The sequence below is a fragment of the Pseudomonas sp. FH1 genome, from assembly GCF_000510895.2.
In the GTDB taxonomy this organism is placed as follows: Bacteria; Pseudomonadota; Gammaproteobacteria; order Pseudomonadales; family Pseudomonadaceae; genus Aquipseudomonas; species Aquipseudomonas azotoformans_A.
Genome location: NZ_AOHM01000028.1, coordinates 68594 through 88055, shown reverse-complemented (window position 1 = coordinate 88055; position 19462 = coordinate 68594). Strand labels below are relative to the sequence as shown.

The window sequence follows — 19462 nt, the reverse complement described above, 5'->3', positions numbered from 1 at the left end:
TGCGCCGGAAGTGGGGCGAATTATAGACAGTTACAATTCGCCGTCAACCGTTAATTACGCTTTTGTTGCAGAAAGTGGCTTTTTCGCAATAAGTCGCGGGATTCGGCGCATTACAGGCGGGATCCGTAGCACCAGGAGCAGCGCACCTATAGAGGCATAGATAGCCCATTCCTTGAGATCCGCCCGCACAATCCACAACATGTGAAGCAAGCCAAGCCCCAAAATCACGTACACCAGGCGATGCAGCTTCTTCCAGCGACTGCCCAACCGACGCTGACTGTAACGATTCGACGTCACCGCCAGCACCAACAGCGACAGGAAACCCAACGCCCCGACAATTATGTAAGGCCGCTTGCGCAGCTCCACACCCAGTTGCGACCAATCCAACCCAAGCACAAACACACAATAAGCAGCCAGATGCAGCACGACATAAGCAAAGCACCACAACCCAAGCTGCCGGCGTACCGCTATCCACCCTGCCCAACCGCTAAGCTTCTGCAACGGGGTCATTGCCAGGGTGATCAACAACAGTATCAACGTGCCGAGCCCCAGCCGGTCAACCAACACCTTGCCCGGATCCGGCCCCAGGACAGAACTCCAAGCTTCATATAGCCAGAACAACGGCCAAACCGCCGCCGCTATAAAGACGCCAATACGCCAGATCGGGTAGCGCATCAGTAATTCTTCCGCAGGTCGAGATCGGTATAAAGAGACGCCACCTCATCCGAGTAACCATTGAACATCTGAGTCTCGCGCACATTGGGACTGAACAACCCACTCGGCAGACGACGCTCCCGCGCTTGAGTCCAGCGAGGATGGTCAACCGTAGGGTTCACATTCGCATAAAAACCATATTCGTCCGCTGCAATGCTCTGCCAGGTGGTTTTCGGCTGCTCGCTTACAAGACTGATGCGGACAATCGACTTCACACTCTTGAAGCCATACTTCCATGGCACGACCAACCGCAGCGGCGCGCCATTCTGGTTAGGTAATTCACGCCCATACATCCCCACAGCTAGGATCGCCAGAGGATTCATCGCCTCATCCAGTCGCAGCCCCTCTACATAAGGCCAATCAATCAAGCCAAAACTCGAACGCTGCCCCGGCATGCTCTTGGGATCCTGGAGCGTTTCAAAACGAATGTATTTGGCCTTGGAAGTCGGCTCAACCTGTTTGAGCAACGCCGAGATCGGAAAACCGATCCATGGAATAACCATCGACCACGCTTCGACACAGCGCAGACGGTAGATACGCTCTTCTAACTGATACGGCTTCATGAAGTCTTCCAGGGCATAACGGCCTGGCTTCGCAACTTCGCCATCAATCACTACGCTCCAAGGCTCGGTCTTGAGTGAGCCCGCATTGGTTGCCGGGTCGCCCTTACCTGTACCGAACTCATAGAAGTTGTTGTAGTGGGTTGCATCCTTGAACGGCGTGATCGCTTCGTCCTTTACCGTGATCGCCTGCCATTTCGTTCCCGGCAGTTTCTCGGTAAACCAATTCGGCGCCTTACCCGGTTCAACATCAGCGTAACGCGCGGCCTCATCGGCACTCGCCCAACGCGGCAGGCTGCTGGCTGCGATGCCAGCAAGCGCACCACCGAGCAAGCTACGGCGAGAGAGGTAGAAGGATTCAGGTGTGACGTCCGATTCGTGGCAATCGGACGCTTTGGGCAATTTGATTAACATGGCAACTCCGCAGCATTGGAGAACTGATGCACCAATAGACTGCGGAGTATGGGGGAAATTACATTAAGGCAATGTTTTGTCGCGGCGCAGGTGCAGCAAGTACTGAACCGGACCTGAAGCGGCGTAGACCAGGAACGCCAGCAGCAGAATGCGCGGCGGATCGCTGAACACCACGGCGAACACCAGCACCACTGCCAGAATCGCCACGAAAGGCACACGCCCCTTCAAGTCCAGTTCCTTGAAGCTGTTGTACTTGATGTTGCTGACCATCAGCATGCCGGCCGCAGCCACCATCAAGGCTACCAGGAACGACATCTTCGAACCCTGGATGCCGTAATCGCTGAATGCCCAGACAATACCTGCCACCACACCCGCAGCGGCCGGGCTGGCCAGACCGATGAAGTAACGCTTATCGGCAGTCCCCACTTGGGTATTGAAGCGCGCCAGGCGCAACGCAGCACCCGCGACATAGATGAAGGCAACCATCCAACCGACCTTGCCCATGTCACCCAGCGCCCAGGCAAATGCCAGCAACGCGGGCGCAACACCAAACGCGACCATGTCCGACAACGAGTCGTACTCGGCACCGAAGGCACTTTGCGTATTGGTCATGCGCGCAACACGACCATCCAGGCCGTCGAGCACCATGGCAACAAAGATGGCGATGGCAGCAAAGCCGAAATACTTGCTGGCACTCGCCGCATCACCTGCCGCCAGTGCGCTTTGGGCGCTCATGGAGTTGATGATGGAGTAGAACCCGGCAAACAGGTTCGCCGTGGTGAACAGGTTGGGCAAAAGATAGATGCCACGATGCCGGACCTTGCGGCCTTCAGCGTCATGCCCTTCTTCGACATGTTCATCGATCGGCAGCAGGCTTTCGGCGTCAGGAGCCTGGTTTGGCTCTTCGGGACGTTCGCTCATGGACTTTACCTTGCAACGGTGTGAAAAGAATTCGACAAATACTTGCGGCGCGTGTTCGCCCGCAAACGATGCAGCTTTATACCAGAACCCGCCCCCCAAACGAAAAAACGCGGCCTAAGCCGCGTTTTCCGTTGACACGTACGACTTAGTTCTTGGCTTTGTCGACGATCTTGTTGGCACCGATCCACGGCATCATGGAGCGCAGTTGCTCGCCGATGACTTCGATACCGTGAGCGGCGTTGTTACGACGCTTGGCAGTCATCGAAGGGTAGCCGGTAGCGCCTTCGCTGATGAACATTTTGGCGTATTCGCCGTCCTGAATACGTTTCAGGGCGTTGCGCATGGCCTGACGGGACTCGGCGTTGATCACTTCCGGGCCAGTCACGTATTCGCCGTACTCAGCGTTGTTGGAGATCGAGTAGTTCATGTTGGCGATACCGCCTTCGTACATGAGGTCAACGATCAGCTTCAGTTCGTGCAGGCACTCGAAGTAGGCCATTTCCGGCGCGTAGCCGGCTTCAACCAGGGTCTCGAAACCAGCTTTTACCAGTTCAACGGTACCGCCGCACAGAACAGCTTGCTCGCCGAACAGGTCGGTTTCAGTCTCGTCTTTGAAGGTGGTTTCGATGATGCCGGTACGACCGCCACCGACGCCAGCAGCGTAGGACAGTGCCACGTTCTTGGCGTTGCCCGATGCGTCCTGGTAGATCGCGATCAGGTCAGGGATGCCGCCGCCTTTGACGAACTCGGAACGCACGGTGTGGCCCGGTGCTTTCGGCGCGATCATGATCACGTCGAGGTCAGCGCGCGGCACAACCTGGTTGTAGTGGATCGCGAAGCCGTGGGAGAAGGCCAGGGTGGCGCCCTTCTTGATGTTCGGCTCGATTTCGTTCTTGTACAGCGCGGACTGGAACTCGTCCGGGGTCAGGATCATGACCAGGTCGGCAGCAGCAACGGCGGAAGCAACGTCAGTCACTTTCAGGCCGTGGGCCTCAGCCTTGGCAACAGTGGCCGAGCCTTTGCGCAGGCCAACAGTCACGTCAACGCCGGAATCTTTCAGGTTGCAAGCTTGCGCGTGACCTTGGGAGCCGTAGCCGATGATGGCGACTTTCTTGCCCTGGATGATCGACAGGTCACAATCTTTATCGTAATAAACTTTCATGAGGTTCCTCTATATATCCAGGCCGTAAGGCCATTCACTAATTTGGGTTAGATGCTGAGTACTTTGTCGCCACGGGCAATCCCGGTGACACCACTGCGTACCGTTTCCAGAATCGAGGCCGTCCCGATCGACTGGATGAAGCTGTCCAGCTTGTCGCTTGTACCGGTCAGTTGCACGGTATAAACGCTGGCGCTCACATCGACGATCTGCCCGCGATAAATGTCGGTAGTCCGTTTGATCTCGGCACGCTGGGCGCCGGTGGCCTTGACCTTGACCAGCATCAGCTCGCGCTCAATGTGGGCACTTTCCGACAGGTCGACCAGCTTGACCACTTCGATCAGCTTGTTGAGGTTCTTGGTGATCTGTTCGATCACCTCATCGTGGCCCACAGTGGTCAACGTCAGGCGCGACAGAGTCGGGTCTTCGGTCGGAGCCACGGTCAGGCTTTCGATGTTGTAGTTGCGTTGCGAAAACAGACCGACAACACGAGACAGAGCGCCGGGTTCGTTCTCCAGAAGCAGGGAGATAATATGCCGCATGATTAAGTACGCTCCGTCTTGTTCAGCCACATGTCGCGCATAGAGCCGTCTTTGATCTGCATCGGGTAGACGTGCTCGCTGGTATCCACCTTGATATCGATGAACACCAGGCGGTCCTTCATGGCGAACGCCTCTTCCATCTTCGGCTTCAGATCTTTCAGATCGGTGATGCGAATGCCAACGTGGCCATAGGCTTCAACCAATTTTACGAAATCTGGCAGCGACTCCATGTAGGAGTGGGAGTGACGGCTGTTGTAGCTCATGTCTTGCCACTGGCGAACCATGCCCAGTACGCCGTTGTTCAGGCAGACGATCTTCACCGGAAGGCCGTACTGCAAGCAGGTCGACAGTTCCTGGATGTTCATCTGGATGCTGCCTTCACCGGTGACACATGCAACGTCAGTGTCCGGGAAGCTCAGCTTCACACCCATGGCCGCCGGGAAACCAAAGCCCATCGTGCCCAGGCCACCGGAGTTGATCCAGCGGTTTGGCTTGTCGAACTTGTAGTACTGCGCGGCGAACATCTGGTGCTGGCCCACGTCGGAGGTCACAAAGGCGTCGCCCTTGGTCACTTCGCACAGGGTTTCGATCACGGTTTGTGGCTTGATGACGCTGCCGTCGCCCTTGTCATAAGGGAACAGGCCGCGATCACCGCGCCATTCGTCGATCTGCTTCCACCAGCTGGCAACGGATTCCTTGTTCGGCGTCTCGCCGATGTCCTTCAGTGCAGCGACCATTTCGGTCAATACGCTTTCCACAGGACCTACGATCGGCACGTCGGCCTTGATGGTCTTGGAGATGGATGCCGGGTCGATGTCGATGTGGATGATCTTGGCATTCGGGCAAAATTTGCTCGCGCCGTTGATCACACGGTCATCGAAACGTGCGCCCACTGCCAGGATCACGTCAGCGTGGTGCATGGCCAGGTTGGCGGTGTAGCTGCCGTGCATACCCAGCATGCCGACGAACTGACGGTCGGTGCCCGGGAATGCGCCAAGGCCCATCAGGGTGTTGGTCACCGGCAGGTTGAGCAGCTTGGCCAATTCGGTCAACGGTGCGGAACCGCCGCCCAGAATCACGCCACCGCCCGAGTACAACACAGGACGCTTGGCCGCCAGGAGCATTTCTGCCGCCTTGCGGATTTGCCCCGAGTGCCCACGCACGGCCGGGCTGTAGGAACGCAGCTTGGCTTTCTTCGGGAAGATGTATTCGAATTTTTCCGCCGGGTTGGTCATGTCTTTCGGGATATCGACCACAACAGGGCCCGGACGACCGGACTGTGCGAGGTAGAAGGCCTTTTTCATGACTTCCGGGATTTCCGAGGGATGCTTGATCATGAAGCTGTGTTTCACGATCGGCCGGGAGATACCGATCATGTCGGTTTCCTGGAATGCATCGGTGCCTACCATGGTGCTAGGCACCTGGCCGGAAATGATCACCATCGGGATGGAGTCCATATACGCAGTCGCGATGCCGGTAATGGCATTGGTTGCGCCTGGCCCGGACGTTACCAGTACCACGCCGGCTTTACCGGTGGCACGGGCGTAACCGTCAGCCATATGGGTCGCGGCCTGTTCGTGGCGAACCAGGATGTGGGTAACAGCCGGTTCCTTGAACAGTGCGTCGTAGACATGCAGCAGAGCACCACCTGGGTACCCGTAGATATAGTCGACGCCTTCGTCACGCAAAAAGCGGACGAGCATCTCACCACCAGATAAAAGCTCCACGTTGTTCACCTCTAAAACGCCAGAATACCGTCCGTTGAAAACCGACGGGTCTTAATAGGTTTACTTCTCAACAGAGCATGAGCGACGGTGGTCGCCGACTACGTCAGCACTGACTGAGCAAGTATTGGGATCGTCCCAAGTGTTGCGGGCTTTTCCCACCCAGCGCGAGGTAACGCGTTGCGGGTGTAACAGGTCGGCGCGGATGTGCGCCTCATGATCTGCTGAGCGGGCCTGCTTCTGGCAGTCCCGATACAGCGGACTTTGGATTCTTCTGTTTCAGGCCCTTCAAGTCAAGCAATAATTGCGCTTTTTTCCAACTAAGCGCATGAGAACGTAGGAGAAAGGGCTTTGAGGAGGGATAAAACTCGCCTGAATGTCGTCAAGCGGTAGAAATGTGCGCAAGACTGCCGGAAAAACCGGCAGTCAGGCAATTAACGAGCGTCGACGATCAATTGGTCGAACTTTTTCAGCGCATTACGCAAGCCAAGGCTCTCTTGCGGGCGGTCGGCATAGACCATCTCGGCCATTTCCAGAATACCCGAGGCATTGGGCAGCGGCAGGTCCTGTTCGAGGATCTGCTTCATGCGCACCAGGAAGATCCACTGCAACCACTGGTGGAAATCCAGGGTATCCACGGAAAACGGCTCGACACTGCCGAGCGCCTCGGCGCTGGGGGACACATCGTCCCACCAGCCCTGCACGCGCAACTCTCGCTCTATGAGCAACAACTGTTCGGCGATGGCGGGAAAGCGTGCATCCATCAGAGGCTGACCTTGGCTTTTTGACGCGCCTGGGCAGCACCGGCGGCATCGCCTTGCGCGGCACGCGCGTCGCCAATCAACGCCCACAGGCTGGCTTGCAGGTCGGGACGGCCGTTGGCGAGCGACAAGCCGCGACGGGCGAACTGCTCGGCCTGCGGTGCATCACCCTGGGCCATGCGTACCTGGGCCAGGCGATATAGCACTTGCGGCTCACGCGGCGCAACGCGTTGGGCACGCTCAAGACTCGACGACGCACCGTTCAAATCACCGCCCGCCTGCTGTTGCTGGGCAGTGGTCAACAACGCCAGCACCGGGCCATCCAGTTGCTCATCAGCCGACAGGCCACTGCCGTTGGACGAGGATGGAATGCCACTCGGCGTCGATGGCATGTTGTAGCTGCCCTGGTTGATCGGGGCCGCCTGGATCGGCGTGGTATCGATCGGGCCGGAAGTGCTTGGCCCTGGGGTCCATGGCTCGGCACTGATCGGTGCCGATGTCGCTGCGCCACCGCCTGGCACCATCACTACCACACCCGAATCCTGCGGCACCGCCTGTGGTTTGGCTTGGGCAGGACGATTGGTCACGGTCTGGCGGAAACCGCCATTCGCCGAAATCCGATCGTTATTGGAGACGGCCGTGCTCGAGTCCACCACGGGAATGGAGCCGCGCTGCACGCTGGAGCAACCGCCGAGCAAAGCCAGAGCTGTAATAGCTGGAAACAACCACTTGTTCACTTGAAACCCTCTTTGCTTAATTCATCCAGCCCTTGACCCAATCCATCACCGATTCCGCATCTGCAGGGGCACTGCCACCGCACGCGGCGCCGGGTGGCGGTTCGCTGCCGCGAATATACGGCATCTGCACCGCGCCCGGACAGTTGGCATCGGAGCCCTGCCCCGTGTGTGGATCGATCCAGGCCTGCACGATGTTATCCGGCTGCGGCATATTCAACGGCAACGGGTCGGCCTTACGCATGAAACTGGTCCAGACCTGCAACGCACCGGTCGCACCGGTGAATGGCGTCTTGCCGTTATCGTCACGCCCCAGCCACACCACTGCCAGCACATCCTGGCCGAAACCGGCAAACCAGCTGTCACGCGAATCGTTACTGGTGCCGGTCTTGCCCGCCAACGTCAGGTTCGCTGGCAGCACGCTGTAGACCGAACGCCCGGTACCTTCACGCATCACGCGCTGCATGGCGTTCTGGATCAGGTAGATGGAACCTGCGTCAAACCGCTGCTGAATCTGGAACGGGTAGCGTTTGAGCGGCTCGCCCTCCGCGGTCAATACACTGCGGATCCCGCGCATCGGCGTATTGAAGCCACCGTTGGCAAGGGTCTGGTACATGGTCGCAACTTCCATCGGCGTCATTGCGCCAGCGCCCAGCAGGATCGACGGGAAGGCAGGGAACTCACGGGTGACACCCAGCCGCGCGATGGTCTTGAGGACATTCGGTACGCCGACTTCAAGGCCCAGACGCGACGTGGAAATGTTGTAGGAGTGCGCAATACCCTGATACAGGAACACCGTACCGTGGGAGCGACGGTCGAAGTTCTGCGGCGTCCACACCTGGCCATCAGCCCCTTTGACCGACAGCGGATCATCCGACAACCAACTGGTCAGGGTGTACTTGCTCGGTTTTTCCAAGGCGGTCAGGTAAACGGCGGGCTTGACCAGCGAGCCGATCGGCCGCACCGCATCCAGTGCGCGGTTGAAGCCGGCAAAGCTAGCCTGACGGCTGCCGATCATGGCCTGTACTTCACCGGTCTCCGGGTTGGTCACCACCATGGCCGCTTCGACTTCATCAGAACCTTTGCGGCCCGTCAGGCGTTTGAAGGTGTCATTGACCGACGCTTCGGCTTTCATCTGCAGGATCGGGTCGAAACTGGTGAAGATCCGCAGGCCTTCTTCGGTCAAGTCTTCGTCGCGGTAGTCTTCACGCAGTTGGCGTTTGACCAGGTCGATAAAGCCTGGGAAGGAGCTGTCTGCCAGTTTGCCGCGAGTGGTTACACCCAGTGGCATTTTCTTGGCCGCGGCGACTTGTTCAGCCGTGGCAACGCCTTGCTGCTCAAGCACGTCGAGCACCAGATTGCGACGCTCCAGCGCACGCTCAGGATTGCGGCGCGGGTTGTAGTAGGACGGTCCCTTGACCATGCCCACCAGCAACGCGACTTGGTGCAACTTCAGTTCGGACAGCGGCTGACCAAAGAAGAACTGGCTCGCCAAACCGAAGCCGTGCACGGCGCGCTGGCCATCCTGACCGACGAATACCTCGTTGAGGTACGCCTCAAGGATCTCCTGCTTGCTGTAGTGCAGCTCCAGCAGCATCGCCATCATCGCTTCGGTGAGCTTGCGGGTCAGGCTGCGCTCGTTGGTCAGGTAGAAGTTCTTGACCAATTGTTGCGTCAGCGTACTGCCGCCCTGAGTCATCTTGCCCCCGGAAGTGTTCACCCAGACTGCGCGGGCGATCGACTTGGGCGAGACACCCCAGTGATGGTAGAAATCGCGGTCTTCTACGGCAACCAGGGTTTCCAGCAGATACGGCGGCACCTGATCGAGCTTGATCAGGATGCGGTCTTCAAGGTTTTTCGGGTAAATGCCGCCAATCATCAGCGGTTCGAGGCGAACCACCGGCAACTTTGAACCGTTGAGCGACGACAGTTCAGCTACATAATCGCCAGAGAAGCGCACGCGCACCGGCTGGGCTTTCTCCAGGCCCTCGTAGAACTGGAAGCCACGGGTATTCAGGTCGACAGTGTTACCACTGACGGCTGCGGCACCGGGACCGTTGCTCACGGGTTCGCGGCGGTAGCCCAAGGCGTCGAGCTCGGTAAGGAAGTCGTCCTTGCTCAGCTTCTGGCCGGTGAACAGTTCCAGCGGGCGTGCGTACACCTTGGCCGGAATGGTCCAGCGCTTGCCAGAGAACTTCTCCTGCACCACGGCATCGAGGTACACCGCAAAGCCAGCGAGTACTACCAGGCCTACCAGGCCGAGCTTGAGCGCCCAGCCCAGCCAAGGGCGCAGGCCACGGGAAGGAGGTTTTTTACGGGAACGGGGAGATCGGGTTCGAGTCATGGCGGCGGATTATACGCACTTTATTGATGATCAACATGAGCCGAACAGCGGTTTGCACGACCGCTCGTAGCGGCCATAATGCCCGCCATGTTTTTCCCCAGACTCTGAAGGATCGCCCGTGAGCCAGTCCCTGATCGCTGCCCTGCAAAACCCGGCTTTATACCCTCACCCGGTTGAAGCGTTTCAAGTCATCGAAACCCATATTTCCTGGGTTGTCCTCACCGGCCCGTATGCCTATAAGCTGAAGAAGCCGATGAACTTCGGCTTTCTCGACTTCACCGATCTGGAAAAGCGCGGCCACTTCTGCCGGGAAGAACTGCGCCTCAACCAGCGCCTGACCGAAGATTTGTATCTTGACGTGTTGCCGATCACCGGCAGTGCCGAAGCACCGCAATTGGGCGGCGACGGCCCGGCCATCGAATACGCACTGAAAATGCGCCAGTTCCCGCAGAGCCAACTGCTCAGCACCTTGCAGGCCAACGGTGAACTGACCAGCGCGCACATCGATGAGATGGCCAAGCAAATCGCGCACTTCCACCTCACGGCGCCAAAAGTCCCGCAGGAACACCCGGCCGGCACCCCGGATGAGGTCATGGCACCGGTTCGCCAGAACTTCGACCAGATCCGTCCGTTCCTCAGCGACAAGGCCGACCTGACTCAGTTGGACGCTCTGCAGGCCTGGGCCGAAAGCAGCTTCGAGCGCCTCAAGCCACTGTTCTCCCAGCGCAAAAAAGACGGTTTCACCCGCGAATGCCACGGTGATATTCACCTGGGCAATGCCACCTTGATCGATGGTCATGTGGTGATCTTCGACTGCATCGAGTTCAACGAGCCGTTCCGCTTCACCGATGTATATGCCGACACCGGCTTCCTGGCCATGGACCTTGAAGATCGGGGCCTCAAGTCCCTGGCTCGCCGCTTTATCAGCCAATACCTGGAGCTGACCGGCGACTATCAGGGCCTGGAAGTGCTCAACTTCTATAAAGCCTACCGCGCCTTGGTCCGCGCCAAGATCGCGCTGTTCAGCATGCCGAGTGAAGCCAGCCCGGTGCAACGCGCCACGACCCTGCGCCAATACCGCAACTACGCCAACCTGGCAGAAAGCTACAGCACCATTCCGTCGCGCTTCCTGGCCATTACCCACGGTGTTTCGGCCGTTGGTAAAAGCCACGTTTCCATGCGACTGGTGGAAGCCCTGGGCGCCGTTCGCCTGCGTTCGGATGTGGAGCGCAAGCGCCTGTTCGGCGAACAGCAAGTGGAAAACACGCCACAGGCCGGCATCTATGCGGCCGACGCCAGTGCGGCAACTTACGCACGCTTGAATGAAATCGCCGATACCGTGCTACGCGCCGGTTACCCGGTGGTGCTGGATGCGACCTTCCTTAAACGCGAACAACGCGATGCAGCGGCCAAAGTAGCAGAGGCCACCGGCGCGCCCTTCCTGATCCTGGATTGCAATGCGCCGCAAGCCGTTATCGCCAGTTGGTTGGCACAACGTCAGGCGGACAAAAACGATCCTTCCGACGCGACACTGGCGATTATCGAAGAACAACAGGCCAAGCGTGACCCGCTGACTGCCGAGGAATTGCTCCTCAGCAAACGCGTCGAGACCAATGAAAGTGGCACCCTCGACGCGTTGGTGGCGCATATTCGTCAGCGCCTGCCTGGCCTGTAAGAAAAATTTCTTGGTCGTGTCGTCTACTTAGGGGGCACGGCCAAGCAATAGTGGCACTATAATGGCGCCATAAATCCAACAGGAGTCGCCGTCATGAGTCACCCCAAGCTTCTTGATACGCCGCTTTACTCGCTCCTGCATAAAGACGATATCCGTGGCTTCAACCAGGAACGCCCGAAAGACGGGATCATCGACATGCGCGGTGGCGACTTCCGCGGGCTGGATTTGCGTGAGCTGAACACCGCTGGCGTGGATTTCACCGATGCCTACTTCCGCTCCGCCGACCTGCGCGGCCTGGACTTGCGCGACTGCCCACTGGAAGGCGCCAGCCTGGCCCATGCGCAGATTTCCGGAACGTACTTCCCACCAGAGCTGACCGCTGATGAGATCCTCATGTCGGTTAATTTCGGTACTCGCCTGCGCTACCGCACCCGCTGAACCCCTCTGCTTAAGCCCCGGTTCGCGCAGCCGAGCCGGGGACTTCCCGCCTGCCTGACCTCGCCATTCTTATAAGCTTTAGGCCGTTTCCGACTAAAGAACCACGTTTTTCCTACTGAGCGCTACACTCCTTTGCAGGCTTGCCTGGTCTCGATACCCACCGCACCATTCGGCCGTCGCAAGGAGGCTTGATGAACGATGAGCTGCAACACCTGAAAAACCTCGGCAAGACGTCAGCACAGTGGCTGCATGCGGTGGGCATCCACAGTGCGTCGGACTTGCGCCGCCTGGGTGCGGTCGATGCATACCGGGCCGTCCGGACGCGTGGGTTTCGCGCCTCGAAAGTGCTGTTGTATGCGATCGAAGGGGCTTTGATGGATGTGCACTGGAATGACATTCCTGCCGAGCGCAAGGAAGCGTTGAACCGCCAATTGGACGCGCTATCGGCACGCCAGAAGAATTAGCTCGTCGATTAACCCCAGCATTTACAGGCATTGTGAACAAGCGTTTGAGAAAATGCAGAGAACATGCAAAACAAATGTTGACTCTCAAATGAGAATCGTTATGATTATCACAACTGGTCGCGAGATCAGCCGATAACTGAAAGACCATTGGTTCGGACTCTCAGATTATCTCCTCATCAGGCTAATCACGGTTATTTGACCCGGCTCTTGCCGGGTCTTTTTTTGCCTGTAAGAAAGCCGCCTTCAGCGCGCAATGATCAGCGGGTGACCACGTTCAGGGTGTGGCTGCACCAGCACATCCAAACCAAATACCGCCTTCAACGGTTCAGGCTGCATCACCTGCGCCGGCGTATCCAATGCGTGTGGCCGCCCCGCCTCCAGCAGCAAAATCCGATCGCAGTAACGCGCTGCAAGGTTCAAGTCGTGAAGGATCACCAACACCGCCGCCCCTCGATCAGCAAAGGTGCGAATGGCTTGCAAGGTGGTGTGTTGATGCAGCGGGTCCAACATCGACGTCGGCTCATCCAACAGCAACGTCTGCCCCGCCTCGCCCGGCCATAACTGCGCCAGCACCCGTGCCAGGTGCACCCGCTGACGCTCGCCACCGGACAGCGCCAGGTAGCTGCGGCCGCTCAAGTGGCCGACATCTGCCGCTTGCAGGGCCGCCTCAATAATCTCGTCATCGCGGGCTCGCCCGGTCTGATGAGGCAAGCGCCCCATGCCGACTACCTCTTCGACACGGAAAGCAAAGTCCAGCGTCGAGCTTTGCGGCAATACCGCCAGGCGCTGCGCCCGCTGCGCACCACTCCACTCGTTCAACGGGCGTTGATCCAACCACACCTTGCCTTGGTCGGGGTGCAGCTCACCGCACAATCCACCGAGCAGTGTACTTTTACCCGCACCATTGGGGCCCAGCACGCCGAGTACTTCCCCCGGTAACAGATCAAGCGTGACATCCGCCAACACGGTTTTGCGACCACGACGGATCTGCAAGTCTTCCACACGCAGCATCAGGCTCGCCCCCGCAACAAGAGGTAAAGAAAAAACGGCGCGCCGATAAACGCAGTGACGATACCGATCGGCAATTCAGCCGGCGCCAGGGCAAGCCGTGCGACCAGATCGGCAAACAACAGCAGGCTCGCACCTGCCAGAACCGATGCCGGCAACAACACGCGATGGTCCGGCCCCGCCAGCAAACGCACCAGATGCGGCACCACCAGCCCTACAAAACCGATCATGCCCGCGGCAGCCACCGCTGCCCCGACGCCCAGCGCCGTGCAGAAAACCAATTCGCGCTTGAGCCCTTCCACATCGATGCCGAGATGATTGGCCTCCGACTCACCCAGCAGCAAGGCATTCAACGCCTTGGCCCGGCGCGGCAACCACAGCGCCACGCCCGCGCTCACCAGCAACAATGGCCATAACCGCGAATAGCTCGCGCCGTTGAGGCTGCCCAGGTTCCAAAAGGTCAGGGTGCGCAGGGTGGCGTCGTCGGCCAGGTAGGTAAACAGGCCCACCGCTGAACTGGCGAGCGCCGTGAGGGCAATGCCGGCAAGCAGCATGGTCGCGACGTTGGTCTGGCCGTTACGCCGCCCCAGTCGATAGACCAGTGCAGTCACACCCAGCCCACCCAGGAATGCACACAGCGACAGAAGATAGGGGCCAAACGCATCCGGCAAACCGCCGAAAAACGAACCACCGACAATCGCCACCGCCGCCCCCAGCGCAGCGCCACTGGAAACCCCCACCAAGCCTGGATCAGCCAAGGGATTGCGGAACAGTCCCTGCATCGCCACCCCAGACAAGGCCAACACACCGCCGACAGCCAAGCCCAGCAACGTGCGCGGCAACCGGATCTGCCCCAGAATCAGCTCAGCCTGCTCCAGCCCTTGAGCCTCAATCGGCAGCCCCATCAAGCGCAAGGCGGCTTTGAGCGTATCCAACAACGGTAAGCTGACCGGCCCCAGCGCCAAAGAAAGCCAGATCGCCAAGGCACACAACAGCGCCAGCCCAACAAACAGCGTCTTCGGTTTTACCAGAGTGGTCATGGGGCTGGCTTGGCCTGGGACGGGTAGAACCCGGCAGACAGATCCGCGAGGCTTTGCGGTAAACGCGGCCCAAGCCCGCCGACCAGCAATGTAGGATCGACCTCAAATACCCGCCCAGCCTTGGCCGCCGGCGTGGACGCCAGGATCGGATTCTCTTTGAACAGTGCGGCACGCGCCGCATCACCGGTCAGGGCACGATCCGCAAACACCAACACATCCGGGCTCAACCCCGCCAACGACTCCACCGAAAACGGCTTGTACCCGGTATGGGTGGCCAGGTTGCGTCCGCCCGCCTGCTGCAGCATCCAGTCAGCCGCCGTGTCTTTGCCCGCGATCAGCGGCTTGCCGCCCGCATGACCCAGCAACAGCAATACGCCGGGGGCCTTTTGGGTGGCCTGAGCCTTGGCGACCCAGCGTTTCTGCTGGTTCAGCGCCTGCTCATATCCGGTAAACAATTCGTTGGCCTTGGCCTCAGCGCCCAGCAACTTGCCCAGGTGCTGAAGGTTGCCCTTCAACGTCGGCAAGTCAGGCTGCGCCGAGAACATTTCCACCTGCACACCTGCGCTGCGGATCTGCGCCAGTATGGGCGGCGGGCCCATTTCTTCAGTACCCACCAACACCTGCGGGCGCAGACTCAAGATGCCCTCGGCGGACAACTGTCGCTGGTAACCAATGCTCGGCAACGCCTTGAGGGACTCAGGGTGCTGGCTGGTGGTATCCACGCCCACTAACTTCGGCTCACCGCCCAAGGCCGTCACCCACTCCGACAGCGCCCCACCGGCACTCACCCAACGTTGTGGCAGTTCAGAGGCTTGCGCCCCAGGGTTGACCAGCAGTCCGACAACAAGCGCAATAGCACTGGCACTCAGGCGCATAACAGGGTTTCCTTCCAGGGGCAGGGCCGCTCAAACGCTCATCAATGTGACAGATAACCCCTGCCCCGCATCGTATTGAGCGCCCGGTCAGCCAACGGGCGAAGCCGGCATTTGATAATTGTTTGCATTTGAACGTCAAGGCACTTAAGGATTGAAATGAAGTTTCTCTGCTCCTCCGACACCCTCGCGCCAGACAGCAGCCTCGGTTTTGAAATCGATGGTTGCAAATTGTTGGCCGTGCGCCGGGACGGCGTTGCCCACTTCTATATCAACCGTTGCCCCCATCGCGGCATTCCACTGGAATGGCAGCCCAACCGGTTCCTCGACGACAGCGCCAGCCTGATCCAGTGCGCCACCCACGGCGCGCTGTTCCTGATCGAAAACGGCGAGTGCATCGCCGGCCCCTGTGCAGGGCAAAGCCTGACTGCAGTGCCCGGCCGCGAAGACGCCCAAGGATTGTGGGTGCAACTCTAGTCGAGCAGCACGTCCAGGCGCCGGTCCACGCATATTTCTTCGGGTGTCACCCGTACGCCATACGCCAGCACTTCCACCCCGGCCGCCTTGGCTTCGCGCAGGGCTGCAGCGTAAGCCGCATCGATCTCCACGGCCGGGCGCACGGCATCAATCCCCGAGAGGTTGACGCAATACAACTGCACCGCCCGCACACCGTCACGCGCCAGATAGGCCAGTTCGCGCAAATGCTTAGCGCCTCGCTGGGTTACCGCATCGGGGAAGGCGGCCACCGAAGTACCGTCGAAACCCAGGGTCACACTTTTGACTTCGACGTAGGCCGCGCCGTCGGGATAGTCCAGACGGAAGTCGATGCGGCTTTTCTCTTGACCGTAAGGCACTTCGCGCTTCAAGGCGGTGAAGCCGTTCAGCTCGGTGATGACACCCGCATGCAACGCCTCCTCGACCAACTGGTTGGCACGCGCAGTGTTCACACACGCCAAGCGGCCCTGAGGTGTCTCGGCAATTTCCCAGGTGCCGGGCAACTTGCGCTTGGGGTCATTGGAGCGACTGAACCAGACCTGCCCACCTTCGACCATGCAATTGAGCATCGAGCCGGTGTTGGGGCAGTGAATGGTCAGCAATTCGCCGGTAACGGTTTCGATATCGGTAAGAAAACGCTTGTAGCGACGAATCAACCGCGCTTCTTCGAGGGGAGGATGAAAGCGCATCAGCCTTGCCAGCTCCGCAATCCACGGGCGATCCGCTCCACCGCTTCCTGTAGCCGATCAAGGTTTTGCGTGTAGGCAAAACGCACATGGTGACCGGCCTGATAGCGGCCAAAGTCCAGGCCAGGCGTGAAGGCCACATGCTCGGTTTCGAGGAAGTGGCGGCAGAATGCGAAGGCATCACCGCCGAACGCGCTGATATCGGCATACAAATAGAACGCCCCTTCAGGCTCTACCGCAATGCCGAACCCCAACTCGCGCAAGGCGGGCAGCAAGAAGTCGCGACGGCGCCCGAATTCAGCGCGCCGCTCCTCCAGAATGCTCAGGGTTTGCGGGGTAAAACAGGCCAATGCCGCGTGTTGCGCCATGCTCGGCGCACTGATGTAGAGATTTTGCGCGAGCTTCTCCAATTCACCCACCGCCGCTGGCGGCGCCACCAGCCAACCCAGGCGCCAACCGGTCATGCCGAAATACTTCGAAAAACTATTCAGGACGAACGCATCGTCGTCCACTTCCAGCACGCTGGCCGCATCGGTGCCATAGGTGAGGCCATGGTAAATCTCATCCACCACCAGATGACCGTTGCGCGCCTTAATGGCAGCAGAAAGACCGGCCAATTCGTCGCGGGTGAGGATCGTGCCAGTCGGGTTGGCTGGGGACGCCACCAATGCGCCGACACTGTCCTGATCCCAATGCTTGGCCACCAGGTCGGCGGTCAACTGATAGCGCACCTCCGGGCCGACCGGAACTAGTTGCGCCGCGCCCTCCACCAAGCGAAGGAAGTGGCGATTGCAAGGATAGCCAGGGTCGGCGAGCAGCCAATGCTTGCCCGGATCCACCAGCAAACTGCTGGCGAGCAGCAATGCGCCGGAGCCGCCGGGCGTGATCAGGATACGCTCGGGGTCCACGTCCAACCCGTAGCGCTGCTGATAGAAACCGCTGATGGCCTCACGCAACTCAGGCAAGCCACGGGCGGCGGTATAGCGCGTCTTGCCGTTGGCCAACGCTGCCTGGCCGGCCTGGATGATCGGTTCGGCGGTGGTGAAGTCCGGCTCGCCGATCTCCAGGTGGATCACGTCATGACCGGCGGCCTGCAGCTCATTGGCGCGCGCCAGCAATGCCATGACATGAAAAGGTTCGATGGCGCGACTGCGCGCACTGTAGGGCTGAGCCATTAGCCTTCCTTAACGGTGAGGACAAAATCTGGATTCTACCGAACCCGCGCCGTAAAACATGTTCTATTGCCTGCCCGACGGCAGGCGCCGCCCGGGCAAGCGCCAGCAAAACGACTAAAATCTACATCTGAGGCATCACATACCCAGCAACGACGGGCTGATGCAGTTTGCAACCCCATTGCCATGGGCCTCGACAACCGGGAGTGGCGCACCCCGAATCTATCTGGTAAGTTCGCCCGCTTGCAGCCGCAGGGCCGGCAGGTGTCGGTGACGTTGCAATCCTGCGCAATGGATTAGAAGAGTGAGAGGCGGTCTATTCATGTCCACCCAAGCAAAGCAACAGCAGACTCAAGGCCTCAATGGCTTCGAACCTTACGTAGAAAAGAAAGGTGAGGAGTACATGGGCGAGCCCATGCGCGAGCACTTCACCAAGATCCTGAACAAGTGGAAACAGGACTTGATGCAGGAGGTCGACCGCACGGTTGACCATATGAAGGACGAAGCAGCCAACTTCCCTGACCCGGCCGACCGTGCCAGCCAGGAAGAAGAATTCGCCCTTGAACTGCGCGCCCGTGATCGCGAGCGCAAGTTGATCAAGAAGATCGACAAGACGCTGCAGCTGATCAAGGACGAAGAATACGGCTGGTGCGAATCCTGCGGTGTCGAGATCGGCATCCGTCGCCTGGAAGCCCGCCCAACCGCGGACCTCTGCGTAGACTGCAAGACCTTGGCTGAAATCAAGGAAAAACAGGTCGGCAAGTAATCCAGCCGAGCTGAACGAATGGGGCGTGCGAACGCTCCATTTTTGTTTCTGGCGTTTACCGAATTTCCAGTAGTATCCGGCCCATGACAGCCTCTACCTATATCGGGCGCTTCGCCCCCACACCCAGCGGCCATTTGCATTTCGGCTCCCTGGTCGCCGCCCTCGCCTCCTACCTCGACGCCCGCGCCAACCAAGGCCTATGGCTGATGCGTATGGAAGACCTTGACCCACCCCGCGAAGAACCCGGCGCACAGGCAGCAATCCTGCACGCGCTGGAAAGCTATGGCTTCGAGTGGGACGGTGCACTGATCCGACAAAGTGAGCGGCACGAGGCCTACGCCAAAGTCCTGAACGACCTGTTCAACCACGGCCTGGCCTACGCCTGCACCTGTTCACGCAAACAGCTTGAACCCTACAACGGGATCTACCCGGGCCTGTGTCGCAATGCTGGCCACGACCAGCAAGACGCCGCCATCCGTTTGCGTGTTCCCGAGCTTGAGTACCACTTTACCGACCGCGTCCAAGGCGAATTCCGACAGCACCTGGGCCGCGATGTAGGCGATTTCGTCATCCGTCGCCGCGACGGCCTGTACGCCTATCAACTGGCGGTGGTACTCGACGATGCGTGGCAAGGCGTGACCGATATCGTGCGCGGTGCCGACCTGCTGGACTCGACGCCTCGCCAGCTCTACCTGCAAGAACTGCTCGGCCTGCGCCAACCGCGCTACCTGCACGTGCCGCTGATCATCCAGCCGGACGGCAATAAACTGGGCAAATCCTACCGTTCGCCGCCGTTGACACCTGACCAGGCCACGCCTTTGCTATTGAGGGCATTACGCGCCCTAGGCCAGCAACCCGGCGACGAACTGTTGCACGCCAGCCCGCGAGAACTGCTGGATTGGGGCATTGCGCACTGGGATGCCACGCAGATCCCGCGCGCACTCACGCTGGCCGAAGCACAATTGAGCTGAAG

20 protein-coding genes are annotated in these 19462 nt (G+C 59.4%); 6 read left to right on the top strand and 14 right to left on the bottom strand.

Going from position 1 to position 19462, the window contains the following annotated elements; translation table 11 throughout:
* Window positions 1-54: 54 nt before the first annotated feature.
* The 9 genes from msrQ to mrcB all read right to left on the bottom strand — a co-directional run bounded on the left by msrQ (window position 55) and on the right by mrcB (window position 9873).
* Window positions 55-675, bottom strand: a complete 621-nt coding sequence (gene msrQ / locus H096_RS11615) for a protein-methionine-sulfoxide reductase heme-binding subunit MsrQ (protein WP_033898304.1) — start codon at window positions 673-675, stop codon at window positions 55-57.
* Window positions 675-1688, bottom strand: coding sequence for a protein-methionine-sulfoxide reductase catalytic subunit MsrP (gene msrP, locus H096_RS11610; protein ID WP_033898303.1), 1014 nt, complete (start codon window positions 1686-1688; stop codon window positions 675-677). The genes msrQ and msrP overlap by 1 nt, the downstream gene beginning before the upstream one ends.
* 63 nt (window positions 1689-1751) lie before the next feature.
* Window positions 1752-2609, bottom strand: a complete 858-nt coding sequence (gene pssA, locus H096_RS11605; RefSeq protein WP_016976855.1) for a CDP-diacylglycerol--serine O-phosphatidyltransferase — start codon at window positions 2607-2609, stop codon at window positions 1752-1754.
* 145 nt (window positions 2610-2754) lie between these two features.
* Complete coding sequence (gene ilvC, locus H096_RS11600; RefSeq protein ID WP_003176099.1) at window positions 2755-3771, bottom strand: ketol-acid reductoisomerase; 1017 nt, start codon at window positions 3769-3771, stop codon at window positions 2755-2757.
* Window positions 3772-3818: 47 nt separating this feature from the next.
* Window positions 3819-4310: an acetolactate synthase small subunit gene (gene ilvN, locus H096_RS11595; protein WP_003176102.1), complete on the bottom strand. Its 492-nt coding sequence runs from the start codon at window positions 4308-4310 to the stop codon at window positions 3819-3821.
* Window positions 4311-4312: 2 nt separating this feature from the next.
* Complete coding sequence (locus tag H096_RS11590) at window positions 4313-6037, bottom strand: acetolactate synthase 3 large subunit (RefSeq protein WP_033898305.1); 1725 nt, start codon at window positions 6035-6037, stop codon at window positions 4313-4315.
* Window positions 6038-6468: 431 nt separating this feature from the next.
* Window positions 6469-6798 carry a YqcC family protein gene (locus H096_RS11585; RefSeq protein ID WP_033898302.1) on the bottom strand — a complete coding sequence of 110 codons (330 nt, stop codon included), beginning with the start codon at window positions 6796-6798 and terminating at the stop codon, window positions 6469-6471.
* Complete coding sequence (locus H096_RS11580; RefSeq protein WP_033898301.1) at window positions 6798-7532, bottom strand: tetratricopeptide repeat protein; 735 nt, start codon at window positions 7530-7532, stop codon at window positions 6798-6800. The genes H096_RS11585 and H096_RS11580 overlap by 1 nt, the downstream gene beginning before the upstream one ends.
* 16 nt (window positions 7533-7548) lie before the next feature.
* Window positions 7549-9873 (bottom strand): penicillin-binding protein 1B, encoded by a 2325-nt coding sequence (mrcB, locus tag H096_RS11575; protein ID WP_033898300.1) that lies wholly within the window; start codon window positions 9871-9873, stop codon window positions 7549-7551.
* 118 nt (window positions 9874-9991) lie between these two features.
* Between mrcB and H096_RS11570 the strand changes: the two genes are divergently transcribed.
* The 3 genes from H096_RS11570 (at window position 9992) to H096_RS11560 (ending at window position 12450) form a co-directional block, all read left to right on the top strand.
* On the top strand, window positions 9992-11548 hold the full coding sequence (locus H096_RS11570) for a bifunctional aminoglycoside phosphotransferase/ATP-binding protein (RefSeq protein ID WP_033898298.1): 1557 nt from the start codon (window positions 9992-9994) through the stop codon (window positions 11546-11548).
* A gap of 93 nt (window positions 11549-11641) precedes the next feature.
* Window positions 11642-11986, top strand: a complete 345-nt coding sequence (locus H096_RS11565; RefSeq protein ID WP_033898296.1) for a pentapeptide repeat-containing protein — start codon at window positions 11642-11644, stop codon at window positions 11984-11986.
* Between the two features lie 191 nt (window positions 11987-12177).
* Window positions 12178-12450: a TfoX/Sxy family protein gene (locus tag H096_RS11560; RefSeq protein ID WP_010206563.1), complete on the top strand. Its 273-nt coding sequence runs from the start codon at window positions 12178-12180 to the stop codon at window positions 12448-12450.
* Between the two features lie 243 nt (window positions 12451-12693).
* Here the strand turns inward: H096_RS11560 and H096_RS11555 are convergent, their stop codons facing one another.
* Genes H096_RS11555 through H096_RS11545 form a run of 3 tightly spaced genes read right to left on the bottom strand, consistent with a single transcriptional unit; the run spans window position 12694 to window position 15373 of the window.
* Window positions 12694-13461, bottom strand: coding sequence for a heme ABC transporter ATP-binding protein (locus H096_RS11555; RefSeq protein ID WP_033898295.1), 768 nt, complete (start codon window positions 13459-13461; stop codon window positions 12694-12696).
* A complete protein-coding gene (locus H096_RS11550) occupies window positions 13461-14498 on the bottom strand; it encodes an iron ABC transporter permease (protein ID WP_033898294.1) in 1038 nt (345 codons plus the stop codon). The genes H096_RS11555 and H096_RS11550 overlap by 1 nt, the downstream gene beginning before the upstream one ends.
* On the bottom strand, window positions 14495-15373 hold the full coding sequence (locus tag H096_RS11545; protein ID WP_033898293.1) for an ABC transporter substrate-binding protein: 879 nt from the start codon (window positions 15371-15373) through the stop codon (window positions 14495-14497). Before H096_RS11545 ends, H096_RS11550 begins: the two co-directional genes overlap by 4 nt.
* Before the next feature lie 156 nt (window positions 15374-15529).
* Between H096_RS11545 and H096_RS11540 the strand changes: the two genes are divergently transcribed.
* Window positions 15530-15847 (top strand): Rieske 2Fe-2S domain-containing protein, encoded by a 318-nt coding sequence (locus H096_RS11540; protein ID WP_033898292.1) that lies wholly within the window; start codon window positions 15530-15532, stop codon window positions 15845-15847.
* Here H096_RS11540 and sfsA read toward each other — a convergent pair.
* Together sfsA and H096_RS11530 are read right to left on the bottom strand one after the other, a co-directional pair.
* Complete coding sequence (gene sfsA, locus H096_RS11535; protein ID WP_033898291.1) at window positions 15844-16554, bottom strand: DNA/RNA nuclease SfsA; 711 nt, start codon at window positions 16552-16554, stop codon at window positions 15844-15846. The genes H096_RS11540 and sfsA overlap by 4 nt on opposite strands.
* Window positions 16554-17726, bottom strand: coding sequence for a pyridoxal phosphate-dependent aminotransferase (locus tag H096_RS11530; RefSeq protein ID WP_033898290.1), 1173 nt, complete (start codon window positions 17724-17726; stop codon window positions 16554-16556). Before H096_RS11530 ends, sfsA begins: the two co-directional genes overlap by 1 nt.
* Before the next feature lie 319 nt (window positions 17727-18045).
* On the opposite strand from H096_RS11530, the gene dksA reads away from it, so the two are divergent.
* A complete protein-coding gene (gene dksA / locus H096_RS11525; protein WP_025857127.1) occupies window positions 18046-18489 on the top strand; it encodes an RNA polymerase-binding protein DksA in 444 nt (147 codons plus the stop codon).
* Window positions 18490-18572: 83 nt separating this feature from the next.
* A complete protein-coding gene (gene gluQRS / locus H096_RS11520) occupies window positions 18573-19460 on the top strand; it encodes a tRNA glutamyl-Q(34) synthetase GluQRS (RefSeq protein ID WP_033898286.1) in 888 nt (295 codons plus the stop codon).
* Window positions 19461-19462: the final 2 nt, after the last annotated feature.

Coding starts and splice junctions, on each gene's coding strand:
- msrQ (WP_033898304.1), bottom strand. CDS start 675: ATGCGCTACCCGATCTGGCGTATTGGCGTCTTTATAGCGGCGGCGGTT.
- msrP (WP_033898303.1), bottom strand. CDS start 1,688: ATGTTAATCAAATTGCCCAAAGCGTCCGATTGCCACGAATCGGACGTC.
- pssA (WP_016976855.1), bottom strand. CDS start 2,609: ATGAGCGAACGTCCCGAAGAGCCAAACCAGGCTCCTGACGCCGAAAGC.
- ilvC (WP_003176099.1), bottom strand. CDS start 3,771: ATGAAAGTTTATTACGATAAAGATTGTGACCTGTCGATCATCCAGGGC.
- ilvN (WP_003176102.1), bottom strand. CDS start 4,310: ATGCGGCATATTATCTCCCTGCTTCTGGAGAACGAACCCGGCGCTCTG.
- H096_RS11585 (WP_033898302.1), bottom strand. CDS start 6,798: ATGGATGCACGCTTTCCCGCCATCGCCGAACAGTTGTTGCTCATAGAG.
- mrcB (WP_033898300.1), bottom strand. CDS start 9,873: ATGACTCGAACCCGATCTCCCCGTTCCCGTAAAAAACCTCCTTCCCGT.
- H096_RS11565 (WP_033898296.1), top strand. CDS start 11,642: ATGAGTCACCCCAAGCTTCTTGATACGCCGCTTTACTCGCTCCTGCAT.
- H096_RS11560 (WP_010206563.1), top strand. CDS start 12,178: ATGAACGATGAGCTGCAACACCTGAAAAACCTCGGCAAGACGTCAGCA.
- H096_RS11555 (WP_033898295.1), bottom strand. CDS start 13,461: ATGCTGCGTGTGGAAGACTTGCAGATCCGTCGTGGTCGCAAAACCGTG.
- H096_RS11550 (WP_033898294.1), bottom strand. CDS start 14,498: ATGACCACTCTGGTAAAACCGAAGACGCTGTTTGTTGGGCTGGCGCTG.
- H096_RS11545 (WP_033898293.1), bottom strand. CDS start 15,373: ATGCGCCTGAGTGCCAGTGCTATTGCGCTTGTTGTCGGACTGCTGGTC.
- H096_RS11540 (WP_033898292.1), top strand. CDS start 15,530: ATGAAGTTTCTCTGCTCCTCCGACACCCTCGCGCCAGACAGCAGCCTC.
- sfsA (WP_033898291.1), bottom strand. CDS start 16,554: ATGCGCTTTCATCCTCCCCTCGAAGAAGCGCGGTTGATTCGTCGCTAC.
- H096_RS11530 (WP_033898290.1), bottom strand. CDS start 17,726: ATGGCTCAGCCCTACAGTGCGCGCAGTCGCGCCATCGAACCTTTTCAT.
- dksA (WP_025857127.1), top strand. CDS start 18,046: ATGTCCACCCAAGCAAAGCAACAGCAGACTCAAGGCCTCAATGGCTTC.
- gluQRS (WP_033898286.1), top strand. CDS start 18,573: ATGACAGCCTCTACCTATATCGGGCGCTTCGCCCCCACACCCAGCGGC.